The sequence below is a fragment of the Leucobacter sp. OH1287 genome (assembly GCF_003859945.1).
Classification (GTDB): Bacteria; Actinomycetota; Actinomycetes; order Actinomycetales; family Microbacteriaceae; genus Canibacter.
The window spans coordinates 1-18,792 of the sequence record NZ_RQYM01000020.1; the positions used below are offsets into that span (position 1 = coordinate 1).

Below are 18,792 nucleotides of genomic sequence, written 5' to 3' on the forward strand. Positions count from 1 at the left end.
TTCAAGTGATGCCAGTTAATGCTGGCAGTCTACATTCTGGACTCTAAAAACAGCCGGATCTAAAAACAGGGGTCAGGCCACTAGTATCGTGCTATTTATGTCGATATTAGTCCCCGAAGATATCCTTTTGTTGATTGTTGTATTGCTCTTGATAGTCATCGCCCTAGCTATCTTGATCTTCCCACATCTGATCATTAAAATCCTGGGATCAAAAGAAGGAAATCTTCCTGACCTTTACAGAAGATTTTCTCCTGCATGTAGGGCTGCGACAATTCTTCACAAAAAAGCCAGCTATGAGCGAGACTGTGATCAAAAGGAACTTCAAAGGCTGGAAGAAGCAGCTCGGCAAGAAGCAGCACGGCAAGAAGCAGCACGGCAAGAAGCAGCACGGCAAGAAGCAGCACGGCAGAATAGGGGTTCAGGCGGAAAGCGTAAATGGTTGCGCAGAAACCGCACTAGAGCATAAAACTGCCTAGACACGCTCGGCGTATTCAGGTAGAAGCCTTTTCACGCTCAACCCTGACGCCAACCCGATGCTTTTATCCCCTATCCCTTTCATCACACCTTCCACCCACAACAAACAAAGCGGGGGCGGATCCGATAAGGATCCACCCCCGCAAGCTAACCTAGACGGTTTAGAAGTCCATGCCAGCGCCCGGGTCTGCTGGTGCAGCGCCAGCTGGTTCTGGCTTCACAGCAACAACAGCCTCGGTTGTCAGGAACAGGCCAGCGATTGAGGCAGCGTTCTGCAGTGCTGAGCGGGTTACCTTGGCTGGGTCGAGGATGCCCTGCTCTACCAGGTTGCCGTACTCGCCGGTTGCGGCGTTGAGGCCGTGACCTGGCTCGAGGCCGGAAACGCGATCCACAACAACACCCGGCTCGAGACCTGCGTTGAGAGCGATCTGACGCAGCGGAGCAGCGATAGCAGCCTTCACGATGCGAGCGCCAACAGCCTCGTCATCCTTCAGCTCGAGTGACTCGAACACTGTCTTCCCTGCCTGGATGAGCGCAACGCCACCGCCTGGCAGTACACCCTCCTCAACAGCAGCCTTAGCGTTGCGGATAGCGTCCTCGATGCGGTGCTTGCGCTCCTTCAGCTCAACCTCGGTTGCGGCGCCAGCCTTGATCACGGCAACACCACCGGCGAGCTTAGCGAGGCGCTCCTGCAGCTTCTCGCGGTCGTAGTCGCTGTCGGTGTTTTCGATCTCGCGGCGGATCTGGGCGACACGGCCGCTGATTGCTTCCTCGTCGCCACCGCCCTGCACGATTGTGGTCTCGTCCTTGGTGATGATTACCTTGCGTGCGGTGCCGAGCATGTCGAGGGTTGCGTTCTCAAGCTTCAGGCCAACCTCCTCAGAGATCACCTGGCCGCCGGTGAGGATCGCGATATCCTGCAGCATTGCCTTGCGGCGATCGCCGAAGCCTGGAGCTTTCACTGCCACAGACTTGAAGATGCCGCGAATCTTGTTGAGCACGAGAGTTGCGAGAGCCTCGCCCTCAACGTCCTCAGCGATCAGCACGAGCTGCTTGCCTGACTGGATAACCTGGTCTACTACCGGGAGCAGGTCTTTAATGTTTGAAACCTTGCCGTTGACGATCAGCAGGTAAGGATCCTCAAAAACAACCTCTTGACGGTCTGCGTCGGTTACGAAGTATGCTGACAGGAATCCCTTGTCGAAGCGCATACCCTCGGTGAGCTCCAGCTCGGTGCCGAAGGTGTTTGACTCTTCTACAGTGACAACGCCCTCTTTACCAACTTTGTCGATTGCCTGAGCGATCAGCTGACCGATCTCTGGGTCTGCCGCAGAGATAGACGCGGTTGCCGCGATCTCCTCGGTTGTTTCTACGTCTTTAGCGTTCTTCAAAAGCTGCTCGCTGACGGCGGCAACAGCCTTCTCGATTCCACGCTTAATCGCAATTGGGTCGCTGCCGGCAGCAACGTTGCGCAGACCCTCGCTAACGAGTGCCTGAGCGAGAACGGTAGCGGTTGTGGTGCCGTCACCAGCAACATCGTCGGTCTTCTTTGCTACCTCTTTAACAAGCTCCGCACCGATTTTCTCGTACGGATCCTCCAGCTCAATCTCTTTCGCGATTGAAACGCCGTCGTTGGTGATGGTTGGTGCGCCCCATTTTTTCTCAAGCACAACGTTACGGCCGCGTGGGCCGAGTGTCACCTTCACAGCGTCAGCGAGTGTGTTGAGACCGCGCTCAAGACCGCGACGTGCTTCTTCGTCAAAAGCGATAATCTTTGCCAATTTTTTCTCCCGTTTTGGCTTCTTAAAACACTGCGTGGCAGTGCCGGAACTTCTAAGGCACTCTAAAGTTCCGAGTGCTACATCAATTTTGGCACTCGTGAGCTAGGTATGCAAACTAGTTCAGCTAGCTCACACCTGGCGTTCGCCACTAGCTAAAGCGCGCCCGGCCCGCTGTAATCGGCGCCCAAAACAACCACCAGCTGTGAGTTGTAGGCGGCGTAGTTAACGGCATCAAAAACAGCCTCAGTGCCAAGTTCGGAGGCGAGCGCCTGAGCGGCCTCACTGTCTGCCTGATCCACATAGACAACCTTTGAGGTGGCGCTGCGCTCTGGCGCGTTGGTGACCAGCTGCACAACACCGAAGTTGTTTGCACCGATTGTGTTACCGACTGACGCGGCAAGCCCTGAAACCCCGGCAGCGTTCAGCACCGACACGGTAGCGTTCGGGTTGATCGTCTGCTCAGCCGCCTGCTGCTGGGCAGCCTCCTCGGCGGCTTTCTTGTCCGCGGCTGCTTTTTCGGCGGCCGCCTTCTCGGCATCCTCCTCAGCTTTCTTGGCGGCAGCGGCTTTCTCAGCCTGGTCTTTCTCTGACTGCTCAGCGATCGCGGCGAGGTTGTTAGCGGGGTTTCCGAGCACGGTCAGGTAGAAGATACCGCCTGCGGTGAGCAGCACCGTCAGCACCAAAACCGTTGTCAGCCACTGCCAAAAATACCGCGGTTTCGCAATAACCCGGTGTGCACCGATGCGGCGGGCACCGCGTGGACGCCTTGGCACATCGTCAAAACGATCGTGCGGATAGGTTATCTTTTCAGCCAAAAATTTCTCCATGGTCAGGTATTTGGTGAGCCAGCGTGCTGACCCACCAAGTTATTTTACCTGCGATTGCTATGAGTTACTCAGCGAGGCTGTCAGGTGCGTAGAAAGCACGAGCCAGCGCGTCAATCACCTGCGGTGCACGGGTGGCGCCGGTGAACAGGCTCGTGTCTGGCGCGTCAACCACACGGCATTTCTTACCCGCGTCAGTCAGCACAACCGCCGGGTGTACCTCCAGCAGACCGTCAACGCCGTCAACGCTCGCGAGTCCCTTCGTCATCACCAGAATCGTGTCCGGGTTCGCGTTAACCAGCGCCTCGTCGTTCATCGGACGCTCACCAACCCAGCCGATTTCTTTAGCGACGTCAATAACGCCGAGCGCCGCAAAGATTGTGTCAATGCCACTGCCCTCACCGAACAGGTAGAAAACACCCTCTCCGCGGATGTAGAGGAAAGCCACCCGCGGTTTTTTCGCCTCATCCGTTGGGATCAGGTGCTTAACCTCAGCGATTTTCGCGTCGATGTTCTTTTGCAGGTCGGTGATTAGCGGATCCGCCAGCTCAGGCACCCCGAGAATCTCAGCGATGTGGCGCCCCTGCTCGTAGCTTTCCTCGAAGGTGCTGGCGTTTTTAGTGAACACAACCGGCACGCCCGCGTCAGCGAGCTGCTCAATCACGTCTACCGGCCCGATAGAACCGTCGGTGATAATCAGGGTCGGGTTGAGGTCCAAAACCGCCTCAGGGTCGATGCTGTGGCCGTTGCGTGTAACAACCGGCAAATCCTCGTAGCCGGGCAGCTCGGTTGAGATATCGCGGCCAACGAGTTTGTCTGCGAAACCGTAAGCGTAAACATAGTCAGCGAGGCTGCCGGTGAGTGACAGCGCGAGCACCCTGTCAACACTCTCAACGGTCACTTGGGTTTCACCGCTGAGGTTGTTGCTGGTCACCGTCACCGGCAGCTGTGGGGTGGCTTTCTTGTCCATCGGTTTGAAATCAACCGCCGGGATCTTTACGGTGGTTGGCCCCTCGTAGGCGCTCGGATCTTCAACCGCTGTCAGTTCGCTGAGCGGCGGCAGATCCTTCGCTTTTTCAACGTCTGAGTGGGTGGATCCACCCGCGCACCCGGCAACCGCGAGCACCGCCGTCAGACCCAGCATTGCGAATATTTTACGCAGAGATTTCACCTGTTTTCCTTTCGGTACACAGTCTGGTGAAGGAGTTAAACAACCCATGAAACAGAGTTAATTGGGCTTACAAGCAAGCCTACCCTAAGATTGAACTGATAAGACTGGTTTATTTTGAAAAACGGTTCCCGCTAAAGCATCAATATGAAATCGAAATCTCTTCCGCCCGAACTGCAGTTGAAGCGTGCCGGACGCACAACACTGGTTGCGATTATCCTCAGTGTGCTGCTGCTCGCCGCGGTGCTGTTTTCTGCCGGGATTGGGCAGCTGCAGATCCCCGCGAGCGAGGTTGCTGGATCCCTCCTGCACCGCGTCGGTATTGACTGGCTGCCGCTGCCGAGCCACCCGACCGGCGATCAAACACTCTGGTCGCTGCGCTTCCCCCGGGTTGTGATGGCGGCGCTTGTGGGGGCCGCACTCGCGCTCTCGGGGCTTTTGATGCAGGCGATTTTCGGCAACCCGCTGGCGGAGCCGGGCGTTGTTGGTGTCAGCTCCGGCGCGGCGCTGGGAGCCGGTGTCGGAATTGTTTTGGGAATCACCATCTTCGGCACCTGGACAACCCCGATTTTCGCGTTTATCGGTGGTTTGATCGCGACGCTGACGGTCTATTTTGTGAGCCGCAGCGGTGGTAAAACCGAGGTTGTGACGCTTGTGCTCACCGGTATCGCTGTTAACGCAGTGGGCGGGGCGGGGATCGCGCTGCTCACCTTCATCGGCGACACCTCCTCCCGTGAGCAGATTATCTTCTGGCAGCTCGGCACTATCGCGGGCACCCGTTGGGTGCAGGTTGGAATCGTTGTGCCGCTGCTGATTCTCGGGATTATCGCGTCCCTGTCCGTTGCCCGCTCCCTCGACCTACTCTCTCTCGGTGAGCGGAACGCCCGCCACCTTGGCGTTAACGTTGAACTGCTGCGAATCGGCATTATCGTTCTGGTTGCGCTGCTCGTCGGTGTTGCGGTCGCGTTCACCGGGATTATCGCGTTTGTTGGCCTGGTTGTGCCGCACCTGATGCGCATGATTATGGGGCCTGCTCACCGACCGCTGATGGTCACAAGTCTTTTGGGTGGAGCCCTGCTGCTCACCCTCGCGGATCTGGGTGCGCGCACAATCGTCCCGATGGCGGATCTGCCAATCGGTCTGCTCACCTCGCTTATCGGTGGACCGTTCTTCTTCTGGCTGCTTCGAAAAACGCGTAAACACGCAGGGGGTTGGAGCTAATGGTGAAAATCACCGCTGCCGTGCGGAAACAGCCGGGAGAGCCGGTCTGCAGCGTCTCCGAGATTGATGTCTGTGTTGGTGACAAACAGCTGCTGCACTCTATCTCGCTGGAGTTGCGAGCCGGTGAGGTGCTGGCACTGCTCGGCCCGAACGGCGCCGGTAAATCGACGCTGCTGTCTGCTATCTCGGGTGAGCTTGAAACCACTTCCGGCAGTATTGAGTTTCTCGATAAACCGCTGGGCGATTGGGGCTTAAAGGCGCTCTCCCGTTTGCGCAGTGTGCTGTTGCAGGAGCACCAGCTGATGTTCCCGTTTTCAACCGTCGAGGTTGTTGAGATGGGCCGCGCCCCGTGGCATCGCACCCCCGCCGAGGAGGAGGACGCGGAGGCGATCCAGGAGGCGATTGCGACCGCTGATGTTACACACCTGCACAGTCGTCGCGTGCCGACTCTGTCGGGTGGTGAGCGTGCGCGCGTTAGTTTTGCGCGCGTCCTCGCCGGCCGTACCGGTGTTGTGATGCTTGACGAGCCGACGGCGGCGCTCGACCTGAAACACCAGGAGGCGGTGCTGCAGACCGTTCGTGAGCTGGCGGCGGCTGGCGCGGCGGTGCTGGTTGTGATCCACGATCTCACCCTCGCTGCCGCCTACGCTGACCGGGTGACGCTTTTGAAGCAGGGCAGGATCGCAGCAACCGGCACCCCAGCGGAGGTGCTGACAACCGAGACTGTTTCTGCGATCTATGACACCCCGGTTGAGGTTATAAAAAACCCGCGCAACGGCGACCTGCTGGTGCTGCCGCTGCGCGGGTAGGGACTCTTAGCCTGCGCACTGTCGCCGGTGTTTACTCGGCGATAGAGCCGACCCTTATTCGGCGCTGGTGCTCGCGTTTACACGGCGCTGGTGCTCGCGTTTTCTGCCTGCTTGCGCTTCCGACCGGTGAGCAGCATTCCCGCGGTGAATCCGATTACCGGCAGGCTAATCGCGCCGATAATCAGCGCGGCAAGCGGCACCTCAACGGTTCCCGGGGTTGGGGTTTTGGCTGCGCTGTCAGCGGCTTTATCGTCGGCGCTGTCAGCCGTTTTTTCGTCGGCGCTGTCGTCAGCGGCGGTTGCGTGCAGTGTTGACTTCACGCAGCCGTCTCCGGCGGCGGTGAGGTTGATCGGGTCGAACTCCTCACCGGCGTTGTAGAATCCGCCAAACGCGGTTGCGCCTGTTTCGGTGACGGTTGCTGGTGCGTCGTTGATTGTGATGCCGTCATCGGTCACCTTCAGCCCTTTGCTGAGGTCAAGTGTCAGCGCCTCAACTGCCTGCTGGTCGATTGCCAGTTCGCCGCTTGTGTCGGTTGAGCGCAGGTCAAGCAGCAGTTTTCCCTCGGTGCCCTCCGCCGGGATCACAACGGTCGGGTTTGCAACGGTCATGTCGAGCACCCCGTTGTGGCCTGTGAAGTGGATCTTGCCGGGGAATGTGACCCGCACCTCCTGCGTCTCAGCGGTCACCGACCCGCTACCGGTTGGGAACTTAAACAGCGGGGTCTCGTAGACTGCGCCCTCTGAGGCTTCCCACGATCCCTTCGCGATTGAGCCGGAGATGTAGGCACGGAAGCTCTCTTTAAAACCCCAGTCGAGGTTGCCGCTGGTCAGTTCGCAGGTGTCAGCGGTTTGAACCGCGGGTGCGATGTTCAGCGGTTTAGCGGATCCGCTGGCTGCTGCGTGCGCGCTGAGCGGGGTAATGGTTAGCGCTCCCGCCACCACGATGACGGCGGCTGCTGTTGAAAGGTTACGAGGCTTCATCCTTGTCTTTCGTCTCAGTGTTTTGGCTTGTTAGGTTCTTGGTTTGCTCGGCGATTAGCCGGGTCCGCTAGCTGGCTCGCTGGCGGATCGCAGCTACCGTCGTGCCGGTTGCGATAAGCGCCAGCACACCGGTGCCGCCGTACCACAGCCAGCTTGGCAGCTGCACAGGGGCGACAACAGCCTGGGTGCTTGACGCACCGGAGCCCTTCTTTGAACTGCGGAGTTTAGCGGCTTTCGCCTCTTTAATCTCGCTCACCTGTTCTGCGGCTGCGGCGTCCTTCTCTTTCTTCTTGTTGTCAGAGTTTGTGCCTGTGCCACAGGTGTCTGCGGCTGCGCCGGCGGTGAACGTTATCTCAGTATCCCAGCCGATTTTACCGCTCGCGTTGTATTCGTTGCCGAGGAAGGCGTTAGCGCCAGCACCCGGGGTGAAGGTTGCCCCCCGCCAGGTGATTTCGCCACGCTCACCACGCTGTTTGCTCGCAGTGCTGAGGTTGAGTGTGCCCCACACAGTGCCGTTAGCGCTGAGGGTTGCGGTGGTTGGGCTAGTAACGTTAACAACCGGGTTTGCGAAACTCTGGTTGAGCAGACCACCGTGTGCCCAATACTGCACTGTTCCGCTGTACTCGATTGTGCCAAGCTCGGTTGCTGGATCGAATGTGCCACCGGTTTGCGGGAAGGTGTAGTTACCGATATCGCCGTTAACACAGGTGCCGATTACTCGACCCTTGGTGTTAACCGGGGTTGCTCGACCTACCACGTAGCCTTCGGCGACGTAACGCGCAAAGGAGGTTGAAATTCCCCAGCTGAAGGATCCCTGGCCTGCTTTGAGCACTGCATTTGAGCCGCGACCTGGTGCCTGCCCTGCAGCGAGGTCACCGGCTTTGAAGCTGGTTGCGGTTTTTGCAGGAACGCTGCTGAGCCCGGCGACAGCTGCACCATAAGTGAAGCTGATCGCGTCAAGTGGTTCACCTGCCTTGTAGTATTCTGCAAAGACTGGAACACCGCTCGCTGTCAGCCTTGTTGGGGCGTTTACCCAGGTGACATTACCGTTCGGGTGCACGGTCTTTTGCGCGCTCGCGAGATCAATGTCAATCAGAGTCACGGTTTTACCGTTGAACGGCACCATCATCTGCGCAAACTTGTCGTTGTGCACAACAATCAGCGGGTTATAGAACGACAGGTCAAGCACACCGTTGTGACCGGTGAAGCGCACCGAACCGGCGTACTGGATTGTTCCTGTGTTGTTGTCTTTATTCCACACTCCGCCCGATGCTTGTGGGAAGTTGAGGATGCCGTTAACAATGCTCGCCGCACCGCCTGCAGCGTAACTGCCCTTAGCGATCTTTCCGGTGATGTATTTGCGGAATGACTCACGCACACCCCACTGCAATGATCCACCGCTCTGTATAGGCAGAGATGGCACAACACTTGGGGTGCTCGGGTTAGGTGCTGGTGTGGATGGGGTGCCCGGCGTGCCAGGTGTGTTTGGGTTTGCTGGCTGGTCAGGCTTTGGCTCCGGGCACATTTCGCCCTTGTATCCAGCGCTGAAGGTCAGCGGGGCAGTATTCTTTCCCGTGTGTGGGTTAAAGAGGGCATTGTGGCTTTCCATCACTCCGTTAAACACACCAACAGCGTTCTGCCACTGTACTCTCTCCCCGATTACACCCTCGGGCAGACTCGCAATATCTGCGACGGTTAAACGGCCCAGATCTTTAGCAACGCCTCCCTCGGTAAACGTCACCTCAACAGAAACCGTTGCTGTGCCGTCACCCTTCACCGCAATCTGGGGGTTAACGATCTTCACATCCAACACACCACCGTGACCAACATAGTGCGCACCGCCAGAATAGGCAATAACACCGGTTTTGGTTACACGATCGTAGCTGGAATTGGCGCGGTCCTCTGGGTAAGTGACAATCAAGTCAGACGACAAAGTGGCAGGTTTAATCGCCTCACCTTTACCATGTGCGATTGGCCCTTTAATGTATTTAGCCCAGCTCTCCTTGTACTGCCACACCAACTGACCGGTTGAATCAACCGCTGTGCAACTCGGCTGGGTTGGGGTTGCCCCAGGTGTGCTCGGAGTACCCGGGGTGGCTGGGCCGCTAGGAGTTGCAGGGTTCGCGGGTGTGGCGGGGGTGCTCTCACACTTCTCGGTATAGCCAGCGCTGAAGGTCAGCGGGGCAGTATTCTTTCCCGTGTGTGGGCTAAAGAGGGCACTGTGGCTTTCCAGCACTCCGTTAAACGCACCAACAGCGTTCTGCCACTGTACTCTCTCCCCGATTACACCCTCAGGCAGACTCGCAATTTCTGCAACGGTTAAACGACCCAGCTCCTTAGCAACGCCTCCCTCGGTAGACGTCACCTCAACAGAAACCGTTGCTGTGCCGTCACCCTTAACCGCGATCTGGGGGTTAACGATCTGCACATCCAGCACACCACCGTGACCAACATAGTGCGCTCCGCCAGAATAGGCAATAACACCTGTCTTGGTTACACGATCGTAGCTGGAATTAGCGCGATCCTCCTGATAGGTGACAGTGCCTGCCTGATCTACTGTCGCAGTACCCACCGCGGTAGCAGTACCCTTAGCAAACCCGGTGATAATATAGTCTGCCCAGCTCTCCTTGTACTGCCACACCAACTGACCGGTTGAGTCAACCGGTGTGCAGTCTTGGGTTTCAGCGGGAGTGTTGGCTGGCGCAATCACCGGTTGGTCGGTTGCGGTTGCGGCGCTAAGACCCGCAAACCCACCGAACACACTCCCGGCAACCACCAGCAGACCGGTGATAAACGCGACAAACAGACGGGATGCTGCTGACGTTGAAGGCATTAGTTATTTCCCCCAGGCTAATATCCTAGATCGACAAAAAATTCAGCACCTGCCAGCCTATCAGTTTTTCTTTGCAAAAGCAGATGAACTTTAAGATAGCTTTGCTTAACCGAGATATAGCTGTATTTTCAAAACGAAAAATGGTTACTGCGCAGCTTAAAACTGCTGCTCTAAAATATCCTCATGAGCAAAAACTATCCGATCCAAAACGACGACGAAACCTGGCGAGAAAAGCTCACGGATGAGCAGTATCGTGTGCTTAGGCAGTCAGGCACCGAGGCTCCCGGCACCGGCGAGCTCCTCCACGAAGAGCGTGACGGGCTCTACCGCTGCGCGGGCTGCAACAACGAACTGTTCGTTGCCGGCACCAAATTCGACTCCGGCTGTGGCTGGCCAAGCTTTTACCAGGCTGTGCGGCCAGAAGCGGTTGAGCTGATTGATGATCACAGCCACAACATGGTGCGCACCGAGGTCCGCTGCGCAAACTGCGGCTCACACCTCGGCCACGTGTTCCCAGACGGATTCGGCACCCCAACCGGTGACCGTTACTGCATGAACTCTGTCGCGCTCAGCTTCGAAGCCGATGCCGCCCCCACCGAGCAGGCACCGCCGAGCAACACCTCCGTGTTTGACCAGTAAACGCAACACGCCCGTCAGCAAGCAGCAGCAGTTTGCCACCAAAGGCGCGCCCGAAAAGGTAAAACACCCATTAACGGCGATAAAGAGCGTGGGCGGATCCGCTCACTCAACATCCCTGGTAGCTTCACGCTATCGACGGATCCACCCCACGCACTACCCCTGGCGCCCTTTCATGCGCGGGTTCTTTTTGTTGATCACATAGATACGGCCGCGGCGTCGCACAACCTGCGCGCCCGGCTGGTTCTTAAGTGATTTCAACGAAGCTCTAACCTTCACAGCAACCCTCCTTGCTATTGATAACGATTATCATTTATTATAGCTGTAATGGCTGTCCTGTCAAGCGGCAAGCAAAAGCGGTAAACGGCCAGCAAATGACAGTGCGTAGAAACTAGCAAACGGCCAGCAAATGACAGTGCGTAGAAACTAGCAAACGGCCAGCAGCTAGCGGCAGCGAGCGGAGGAGGAAAATGCTAAATATTGACGTAATCGCGGTTTTTGGCCCAAATGACGAGATCCGCGGTGCCTACAGCCGCGCGCTCGCCAAAGCAACCGGGCGCACCCTCGTCCCCGCAATCGAGGTGCTCTACGATCACGATCCCGGCAGCGCCGCAATCGACTACCTGCGATGGTTCAGCGGAGATATTGCCGCCGTCGCAGAGTTACCCGCAACAGCGCTTCCGACCGAGCTAATCGCCGCCTGCGCAAGTGACCAAAAAACCGGCATCAACTCGCTCAGGCTCAGCGCTATCGTCTGCATACTCGATGCGGAGCAGCTAATGGATGAATTAACAACCGAAGACTTCCTCGTCGCCGCTGTCGACAGTTGTGGCTGCCCCAGCGACTTCATCGCCCGCGCCTCCATCACCGCAACCCAGATCGAGCTCGCCCAAACAGTTATCATCACCAACTGGCAGCGCCTAACAACCGCGCAGCTGTCACAGACCATGGCGTTGATCAGCGCGCTCTCCCCCACCGCGACGGTGCGGCTGGCGGATCCACACACCCTCTTAATACCGGGGGCTGCCGAGAACACAGTGGTGCAGGATCGCGCCGGGTGGATGCAGATCCTCAGCGGCTGTGCAGCGCCACCGTTTCAGGACAGCAGCATCTCGTGGCTGCGATATGAGCAGTTGCGGCCGTTCCACCCACAACGGCTCGCACAGCTGCTGCAACACGACTTCACTGAACACCGGCTCGGAAGAATTATGCGGTCAGGCGGGTTCTGCCGCTTCGCAACCAGGCGGGGAGAGCTGCTGTTGTGGGATCAGGTTGGCAGCACAATCGCTTTCCATCAGGTGTCAAACAGCGCAGACGACGACCCAGAGTATTTTGCGATCTCGCAGGATCTCGCGCTTATCGGCATTAACCTTGACCACGAGGCGATTATAGCGGGCCTTGACACTGCGGTTTTAAGCGATGAGGAGTTTGCCGCGGGGCCAGCGCTCTGGCGTGAGCTGGTGGATCCATTCCCGGCGAGCGAGACAGCCTCAGACACCGCAGGCTGAGTTTAAGGATCGGCCAGCGCAACCGATGCCTACCAGGCTGCCGAGCCAGTATTAAACGACTAGCCGACCGCTGAATCGGCGAGCGCCTGCCGGTGTGCGTCACGGAACTGCCCAACCGCTTTTGGCAGATTCGGGTCGTCACCGCGCGCAAGCCCCGCATACTGTAGCGTGATCCCGTTCGCGGTGACAATCGCCTTCACCCACATGCGGCGGCGAGGCACAAACAGGGAGGCGATCAGTCCACCAAAGGCAACCAGCGAGCTGATTAGCACCCAAACCGCGCTCGGATCGTGCATAACCTCAAACGCGGCAAAGCGTGGCACCGCCTCAACCGTCAAGGTTCCCATCCCCTCCGGCAGCTGCACGGTTTCGCCGATGCCGATCTCAAGCGATTTCTGCTGCAGTTTGCGGCCGGTTAAAACCTCCATTGTGTCGGTGTTTAGCGCGTAAACCGACTGCGGGATGCCCTCGTTAATTCCCAGGTCGCCAACATACATGTCGAGCGTCACCAGCGGATTGTGCAGGTCCGGGAAGTTTGAGGTGTAGGCGCCCGTGTCCTCCAGCACAACCTTGGTTGGGTAGAAGAAACCGCGGAAGCCAACCTGCACCGGTTCGCCGTAACGAGTAAAACCGTCCGGCACTTTAATAACACCGATCGAAACCATGTTTGTGTCCTGCGGCAGGAACGCTACCTTCTCGCTAAACACAACCTCACCCGCGGCGTTCCGCATCGTCAGGTGTGGTGCGTAGCCGTTGGTGATGAGATACACCGGGGTGCCGTGCTGGCGCAGCGGCTCATTCACGCGGATTGTTGATTTGAAGGAGCTGCCGTCGCTCTCAAAAACGGTGACGTTAGCGCGGTAGTCCTCGACGTTACCGAGCGCGTTCGGCTTCTGGTCCTCAACGTCAACATAGTCAACATCTAACGAGTCCAGACGCATCCGAAACGGGTCAAGATCGGAAACATCAAAGTAGGTGCTGGTTGTCACCGTGTCGTAGTCGATCAGCGAGTTCACCATTGTCTCGCCCTCGGTTATCGCCTTCTGCCCATTAAATTTAATTCCGGATCCGAAACCAACCGCGATCAGCACCCCGACCAGCCCGATGTGGAACAGCAGGTTACCGGTCTCTCGCAGATAGCCGCGCTCGGCACTCACCGAAACAGCGGTGACACCACGCCGGTTCTCCTCGGCAACAACCGTGCGATAGCGCAGCTTCTTTAGCCGCTGCTCTGCTAGCTCAACCGAGCGCTTAGCAAACTCCAGTTTTTCGTCGTCCGATGCCCGCTCGTTTTTCACGCTGAGCTGCGAGAACCCAACCATGCGGTTGAGCCTTGACGGGGTTTTCGGCGGCGGATTAAACAGCGCCCTGGTGTGGTGGACGATCCGCGGCAAAATACAGCCAACAAGCGAGGTAAACAGCAGCAGGTAAACAGCCGAGAACCACACTGAAGTGTAGACGTCAAACGCCTGAATCGGGAAACTGTCAAGGAACTTAAACAGCTCCGGGTGCTCAACCTCGAACTGGGCGACGCCGTTTGGATCCGCCGCCCGCTGCGGCACAAGCGAGCCGGGAATTGTTGCCAGGGCGAGCAGCAGCAGCAGGATCAGCGCCACCTTCATGCTCGTCAGCTGTCGCCAGAACCAGCGCAGCAGCCCCAGGATACCGGCACCCTGACGCTCCGGCTGGGGGCGGGCGCTCACACCGGAGCCGTCCTCGTAATCATACGGTCTAGACACCGGCACTCACCATCTCAACAGCACACATACTCTTAAATATTACCGTTTAACCGGCCACCTAGATTGGCAGCGTGTAGCTGCTCACCCACGCCTGCGCCGCATACATCAGCTGCGTCCACAGGCCGGTGAGCATCAGCACACCGATGATAATCAGCAGCAGCCCGCCGATAATGTTGAACACTCGAATGTGGCGTTTCACCCAGCCGAGGGCGCCGGCAATCCAGGCGAACCCGGCAGCGACGAGAATAAACGGCAGCCCCAGCCCGAGACAGTAAGCGACCCCGAGCACGCTCGCCCGCAGCGGATCCCCCTGCCCGAGACTCAGCGAGGTTATCACCGCGAGGGTTGGGCCGAGGCACGGGGTCCAGCCGAGCGCAAAAACCGCTCCGAGCAGCGGTGCCCCGAAGATCCCGAGGGAGCTGCGGAGGCGGAGCTTGCGGGTTTGCTGGAGTGGGCGGATCCACCCCATAAAAACAATGCCGAGCAGCACAATCACAGCGCCCATAACCTGTGTGATCTGGGTCTCCCAGGTGCGCAGCCAGACGGCGAAGGATCCGACAAAGGACAGGAACAACACAAACACCGCCGTAAACCCGAGCACAAAAAGCACCGATCCGAGCATCATCCGCCCTCTCGCGCCGGTGGCTTTTACGGCCTGCCTGCCGGCACCAGCGGTTGCCGTGTTTGCCGCCTGATAGGATCCGCCAACATAGGCGAGATAGCCCGGTAGCAGCGGCAGCACACAGGGTGAGATAAACGACACAAGCCCGGCGAGCAGCGCGACCAGGCAGGCTAGCCACAGCGAACCGTCGAGCACAATATCGCTCATGAGTTGGAGTCAGCGGGGCCGGCCGCTGCCTGCTCCGCCAGGGTCTCTTTAATCAGCGTTGTCAGGTGAGATTCGCTCGCGATCTGCCCGACAATCCGGTGCGCAACCCTGCCCTCTGCGTCAAGCACGAGCGTTGTCGGCACCGCGTTCAACGGGATCTGCCCGGCAAAGGCGGCCTGCACCGCGCGGTTCTCGGCAACGTCCAAAATTGACGGGTATTTAATATCGTACTGCTCGGCAAACTGGATCGCCTGCGCCGCCTGATCGCGGGTGTTGATCCCCAAGAATTTAACGCCCTGCGGCTCAAACTCGGCGGCCGCACTGACCAGATCCGCCGCCTCAGCACGGCACGGAGCACAGCCTGCATACCAGAAGTTCACAACTGTGACACTGCCCCGGAAATCCTTGTCACTTAAGTGCTCGCCCGTGTCTGTCAGACCCTCGAACTCAACCGGTTCGGTGCGCTCACTGACGGCGATTGAGGTGGTTGCGCCGTCGCCCTCAATAAAACCGGTGTCGCTGTTGTTGGCTACCTCCGCGAGTGGATCACTGCTCGCACAGCCGCTAACCCCGATCAGCACCGCAAACACCGCCGCCGCAGCACAGCCGTATACACTCTTTCGCGTTTTCGCCGCAGCTGCCCGCCGCATACTACACCGCCCCCACATCTTTAGCCCCGCTCAAAAGCGGTTCGGCAGGGCTGCTGTAGCACACCTCAAACCAGCTGCCGTCACGCTTAGTAAAGCTGGTAATGCTCGACAGGTCACAGCGACGCTGCGCCGGATTGTGGAACAGCGGCAAACCGTTAACCGCCCGGTGGGCAGCCCAAATAACCGCCTGGTGGCTAACCAAAACCGCGTCACCGTCGCTCGGTTGCTGCTCCCATGCGTCATCCATCGCCGCGAGCACACGGCGAGCGATTCGCGCGTAGGGTTCACCCCAGCTAGGCAGCAGCGGATTCCACAGTTTAGGCAGGTGTCTCAGTTTCCGCATCTCCCCGGCGGGACCGTGTTTCACAAGCCCTTCAAACTGGTTGCTCGGTTCGATAATGCGCGGATCCGTCTGCACCGGCAGGTCGAAGGCTTTTGCGATCGGCGCCGCCGACTGCTGCGCCCGCAAAAGCGGTGAGGCGATAACACCGCTGACCTTTCTACCCCGCTCCTGCAAGTTGTCTCGCACTGACTCAGCCATCAGCTCGCCCAGCTCAGACAGCCTGAACCCGGGCAGCCGCCCGTAAAGAACGCCTTCGGGATTATAGACTTCGCCGTGGCGCACCAAATGAATCTGCCGCTCTAACACGCAAGCTATTCTATTGCTTCAACCTGAGCGTCACACCCTAATCTAGCGCTGAACGTAGTAGACGAAGCACGGCAGGTGCAGCAGCAGCTCACCATTTTCGCCATAGTCGTTTTTGTCTCGATCCCGCTCGTGCACAAACCCCATCCGGTGGTAGAGCCGCTGCGGCCCCTCCCATTTACCGTTCGTCCACAGCACCAGGGAACGAAAGCCCTGCGCTTTTGCCTCGTGGATCACGTGCCACATCAGCTGGGTACCAAGCCCCTGCCCCTTCACCTTCGGGTCGGAGGCGAGCAGCCGCAGATCCATCTCGTGTGGATCAGTCACTTCATCGTGCATCGCGGGATTGCCCCAGGCACGCGAGGTGATGGTTGCGACTATCTTCCCCGCCTCCTCTGCTGGCCAGGTCTGCTCAGTCACCCAAATATGGTTACCCGTGTCATAGCGGGATTCTGCGGTGCGGTGCTTATCCCAGCTGGTGTCGCGCGGCCCGTAGGCGCTGTCGTATGCTGCATCAACCAGCCTGTCTACCGCCGCAAAATCTGCTGGCTGCGCTAGGCGGATCCGGAACTTCGGTGCTGCGTGGTCCTTCACACTCTACCCCCGTTTTCAGACGAACTGACGAAATCTAGACGGACCAATTCAGTGTCCGCTCTGATACTACCAGCGAGGCCGCCTAGAACAAACTAGAATGGTTGTGTGATTGAAAGAGTATTAGTTAAAGATCTCGCTGCTCGCGCCGAGGGCCCGGTAACCGTCGCCGGTTGGGTTGAGAAGGTGCGTGACCAGCGCTACGTCCAGTTTGTTGTTTTGCGTGACGAGTCGGGTGCTGTGCAGCTGGTAAACGGCGGGGTTGTGCGCGAGCTCGACCCTGAAAGCAGCGACCCCAAAGACACTGAGCGGCATGCACGCACAACCGCTATCAGTGAGGTTGCTACCGGCAGCTTCATCGTTGTTTCGGGTGAGTTGCAGAAGAACGAGCGGGTGAAACTCGGTGGTGTTGAGATTCAGATCGACAGTTTCGAGGTTGTTTCTCAGGCTGAGCCAGAGACCCCGGTGAAACCAGACTCCGGCATTGATGTGCGCCTCGACTGGCGTTTCCTTGACCTGCGCCGCCCCGAGCAGAACCTCATTTTTAGGGTGCAAACAACCTTCGAGCACGCACTGCGTGAGGTGTGGATCAACCGCGGTTTTGTCGAGATCCACACCCCGAAGCTGATGGCGAGCGCCTCCGAGAGCCGCGCCGAACTGTTCTCTCTCGAGTATTTTGAGACAACCGCCTATCTTGCCCAGAGCCCACAGTTCTTTAAGCAGATGGCTCAGTCTGCGGGCTTCGGCGGCATCTTCGAGGTTGGTCCCGCGTTCCGGGCGGATCCGTCATTCACCTCCCGGCACGCAACCGAGTTCACCTCGGTTGACACCGAGTTCAGCTGGATTGAGTCACACGAGGACGTTATGCAGCTGCACGAGGAGCTGATCGTCGCCGGCTTTAGCTCGGTGAAGGAGAAGCACGGTGACGAGATCGAGAAACTGTTTGGTATCACCATCGAGGTGCCGAGCACACCATTCCCGCGGATCCCGCTCGCCGAGGCGAAGGAAATTGTGAAGCAGCGTGGCTACGAGGTGCCGCGCGCTGACGCCGACATGGATCCGGAGGGTGAGCGCCAGATTACCGCCTATGTGAAGGAAGAGTACGGTCACGATTTTGTTTTCCTAACCGACTATGCAACCTCGATTCGGCCGTTTTACCACATGCGTCACGCTGACAATCCGGAGCTGACAAACAGCTACGATCTGATCTACCGCGGCACCGAGATTTCAACCGGTGCACAGCGTGAGCACCGGATCGCGGTGCTGGAACAGCAGGCGATTGAGAAGGGTCTGGAGCCTGCCGAGCTGAAGTTCTACCTTGACTTCTTCCGCCACGGCGTACCACCGCACGGTGGTTTCGGTATGGGACTGGCTCGTGTGTTGATGCTGATGCTGGAGCAGTCCTCAATCCGCGAGGTCACCTACCTGTTCCGCGGCCCAACCAGGCTGCAGCCGTAGCTCGAAACCAAACAGGTTACCCCGGCGCTCCACTCTGAGTGAAGCGCCGGGGTTTTATGTTTTGTGGATCACTGCCACGCACTCAAGAATCTACGCTGCGGGCTGATGCTCACCACGGTTTAGCCAGTAAACCCTGTCACAGTTGCCAAGTAATTCTTCATCGTGTGTAGCAACGACAACCGTAGCACCCTGCGCAGCAGCACTGCGCAACAGCTGCGTTACGCTCTCGCGGTTTGCCCGATCAAGCGATGCCGTTGGCTCGTCAGCAAGAATCAGGTCTGACTTCTTAAAGAGTGCTCGCGCAATACCAACCCGCTGCTTTTCACCACCACTTAAAGCAGCAACCTTGGTTTTGACGCGGTCGGCCAGTCCGACGGTGCTGAGCACCGCTGTGGCTTCTTTCTGCGTACTTGCGCGGATGCCGAACAGTGATGCGTGTGACACTGCCACGTTGTAGAGCACTGTTTTATCCTCGATCAGGCCATAGTCTTGGAAAATAAAGCTTGCCCTGTCATGCCAGAATTTCGTGCGTTGCCGGTCACTGTCAGTGACGGTCGAAAAGTAGCCCAATTCATCTAAAAATGAAAGGGTGATTTCTTTGGATAATTGGGTCGAGATCAGGCATCTACGTAACGAGGGTTTATC

18 protein-coding genes are annotated in these 18,792 nt (G+C 58.1%); 6 read left to right on the forward strand and 12 right to left on the reverse strand.

The features are described from left to right. Positions 1-293: 293 nt before the first annotated feature. Positions 294-476 carry a hypothetical protein gene (locus EII30_RS08920; RefSeq protein WP_158608698.1) on the forward strand — a complete coding sequence of 61 codons (183 nt, stop codon included), beginning with the start codon at positions 294-296 and terminating at the stop codon, positions 474-476. A gap of 159 nt (positions 477-635) precedes the next feature. Here EII30_RS08920 and groL read toward each other — a convergent pair whose 3' ends face one another. The 3 genes from groL to EII30_RS08425 all read right to left on the reverse strand — a co-directional run bounded on the left by groL (position 636) and on the right by EII30_RS08425 (position 4,223). After that, entirely contained in the window at positions 636-2,255 is a 1,620-nt protein-coding gene (groL, locus tag EII30_RS08415; RefSeq protein ID WP_124886897.1) for a chaperonin GroEL, read from the reverse strand. A 152-nt stretch (positions 2,256-2,407) separates the two neighbouring features. Next, entirely contained in the window at positions 2,408-3,070 is a 663-nt protein-coding gene (locus EII30_RS08420) for a LytR C-terminal domain-containing protein (RefSeq protein ID WP_124886898.1), read from the reverse strand. A gap of 76 nt (positions 3,071-3,146) precedes the next feature. Further along, on the reverse strand, positions 3,147-4,223 hold the full coding sequence (locus tag EII30_RS08425; RefSeq protein ID WP_124886899.1) for a hemin ABC transporter substrate-binding protein: 1,077 nt from the start codon (positions 4,221-4,223) through the stop codon (positions 3,147-3,149). A 171-nt stretch (positions 4,224-4,394) separates the two neighbouring features. Between EII30_RS08425 and EII30_RS08430 the strand changes: the two genes are divergently transcribed. Beyond that, a complete protein-coding gene (locus EII30_RS08430) occupies positions 4,395-5,468 on the forward strand; it encodes an iron ABC transporter permease (protein ID WP_124886900.1) in 1,074 nt (357 codons plus the stop codon). Further along, positions 5,468-6,277 (forward strand): heme ABC transporter ATP-binding protein, encoded by an 810-nt coding sequence (locus EII30_RS08435; RefSeq protein ID WP_124886901.1) that lies wholly within the window; start codon positions 5,468-5,470, stop codon positions 6,275-6,277. Before EII30_RS08430 ends, EII30_RS08435 begins: the two co-directional genes overlap by 1 nt. Before the next feature lie 77 nt (positions 6,278-6,354). On the opposite strand, the gene EII30_RS08440 is transcribed toward EII30_RS08435, so the two are convergent. After that, a complete protein-coding gene (locus tag EII30_RS08440) occupies positions 6,355-7,257 on the reverse strand; it encodes an HtaA domain-containing protein (protein WP_124886902.1) in 903 nt (300 codons plus the stop codon). Positions 7,258-7,324: 67 nt separating this feature from the next. Further along, a complete protein-coding gene (locus EII30_RS08445; RefSeq protein WP_124886903.1) occupies positions 7,325-10,090 on the reverse strand; it encodes an HtaA domain-containing protein in 2,766 nt (921 codons plus the stop codon). A 183-nt stretch (positions 10,091-10,273) separates the two neighbouring features. Between EII30_RS08445 and msrB the strand changes: the two genes are divergently transcribed. Beyond that, positions 10,274-10,729 (forward strand): peptide-methionine (R)-S-oxide reductase MsrB, encoded by a 456-nt coding sequence (gene msrB, locus EII30_RS08450; RefSeq protein WP_124886904.1) that lies wholly within the window; start codon positions 10,274-10,276, stop codon positions 10,727-10,729. 153 nt (positions 10,730-10,882) lie between these two features. Here msrB and ykgO read toward each other — a convergent pair whose 3' ends face one another. Further along, positions 10,883-11,005 (reverse strand): type B 50S ribosomal protein L36, encoded by a 123-nt coding sequence (gene ykgO, locus EII30_RS08455; RefSeq protein WP_124886905.1) that lies wholly within the window; start codon positions 11,003-11,005, stop codon positions 10,883-10,885. Positions 11,006-11,196: 191 nt separating this feature from the next. Between ykgO and EII30_RS08460 the strand changes: the two genes are divergently transcribed. Then, positions 11,197-12,234, forward strand: a complete 1,038-nt coding sequence (locus EII30_RS08460) for a GTP-binding protein (RefSeq protein WP_124886906.1) — start codon at positions 11,197-11,199, stop codon at positions 12,232-12,234. A 59-nt stretch (positions 12,235-12,293) separates the two neighbouring features. On the opposite strand, the gene EII30_RS08465 is transcribed toward EII30_RS08460, so the two are convergent. From EII30_RS08465 to EII30_RS08485, 5 genes are read right to left on the reverse strand one after another with little or no spacing between them, the layout of a single operon-like run. Then, positions 12,294-13,973, reverse strand: a complete 1,680-nt coding sequence (locus EII30_RS08465; RefSeq protein ID WP_124886907.1) for a cytochrome c biogenesis protein ResB — start codon at positions 13,971-13,973, stop codon at positions 12,294-12,296. Positions 13,974-14,031: 58 nt separating this feature from the next. After that, the gene (locus tag EII30_RS08470) at positions 14,032-14,802 is read right to left on the reverse strand and encodes a cytochrome c biogenesis CcdA family protein (RefSeq protein WP_124886908.1); all 771 of its coding nucleotides are present in this window, start codon (positions 14,800-14,802) and stop codon (positions 14,032-14,034) included. Further along, positions 14,799-15,452, reverse strand: a complete 654-nt coding sequence (locus EII30_RS08475) for a TlpA disulfide reductase family protein (protein WP_124886909.1) — start codon at positions 15,450-15,452, stop codon at positions 14,799-14,801. The genes EII30_RS08470 and EII30_RS08475 overlap by 4 nt, the downstream gene beginning before the upstream one ends. A gap of 1 nt (position 15,453) precedes the next feature. Next, positions 15,454-16,101: a histidine phosphatase family protein gene (locus tag EII30_RS08480; RefSeq protein WP_124886910.1), complete on the reverse strand. Its 648-nt coding sequence runs from the start codon at positions 16,099-16,101 to the stop codon at positions 15,454-15,456. 42 nt (positions 16,102-16,143) lie between these two features. Continuing rightward, positions 16,144-16,692 (reverse strand): GNAT family N-acetyltransferase, encoded by a 549-nt coding sequence (locus EII30_RS08485; RefSeq protein WP_124886911.1) that lies wholly within the window; start codon positions 16,690-16,692, stop codon positions 16,144-16,146. 105 nt (positions 16,693-16,797) lie between these two features. Between EII30_RS08485 and aspS the strand changes: the two genes are divergently transcribed. Next, entirely contained in the window at positions 16,798-18,147 is a 1,350-nt protein-coding gene (aspS, locus tag EII30_RS08490; protein WP_199731601.1) for an aspartate--tRNA(Asn) ligase, read from the forward strand. Between the two features lie 90 nt (positions 18,148-18,237). Here the strand turns inward: aspS and EII30_RS08495 are convergent. Then, positions 18,238-18,792, reverse strand: a 555-nt coding sequence (locus EII30_RS08495; protein WP_124886912.1) for an ABC transporter ATP-binding protein, incomplete at its 5' end; no start/stop codon positions are given.

Excerpts from the sequence above, each read along its gene's own strand:
- EII30_RS08920 (WP_158608698.1), top strand. The coding sequence starts at position 294 with ATGAGCGAGACTGTGATCAAAAGGAACTTCAAAGGCTGGAAGAAGCAG.
- EII30_RS08425 (WP_124886899.1), bottom strand. The coding sequence starts at position 4,223 with ATGCTGGGTCTGACGGCGGTGCTCGCGGTTGCCGGGTGCGCGGGTGGA.
- EII30_RS08430 (WP_124886900.1), top strand. The coding sequence starts at position 4,395 with ATGAAATCGAAATCTCTTCCGCCCGAACTGCAGTTGAAGCGTGCCGGA.
- EII30_RS08435 (WP_124886901.1), top strand. The coding sequence starts at position 5,468 with ATGGTGAAAATCACCGCTGCCGTGCGGAAACAGCCGGGAGAGCCGGTC.
- EII30_RS08440 (WP_124886902.1), bottom strand. The coding sequence starts at position 7,257 with ATGAAGCCTCGTAACCTTTCAACAGCAGCCGCCGTCATCGTGGTGGCG.
- EII30_RS08445 (WP_124886903.1), bottom strand. The coding sequence starts at position 10,090 with ATGCCTTCAACGTCAGCAGCATCCCGTCTGTTTGTCGCGTTTATCACC.
- msrB (WP_124886904.1), top strand. The coding sequence starts at position 10,274 with ATGAGCAAAAACTATCCGATCCAAAACGACGACGAAACCTGGCGAGAA.
- EII30_RS08460 (WP_124886906.1), top strand. The coding sequence starts at position 11,197 with ATGCTAAATATTGACGTAATCGCGGTTTTTGGCCCAAATGACGAGATC.
- EII30_RS08470 (WP_124886908.1), bottom strand. The coding sequence starts at position 14,802 with ATGAGCGATATTGTGCTCGACGGTTCGCTGTGGCTAGCCTGCCTGGTC.
- EII30_RS08475 (WP_124886909.1), bottom strand. The coding sequence starts at position 15,452 with ATGCGGCGGGCAGCTGCGGCGAAAACGCGAAAGAGTGTATACGGCTGT.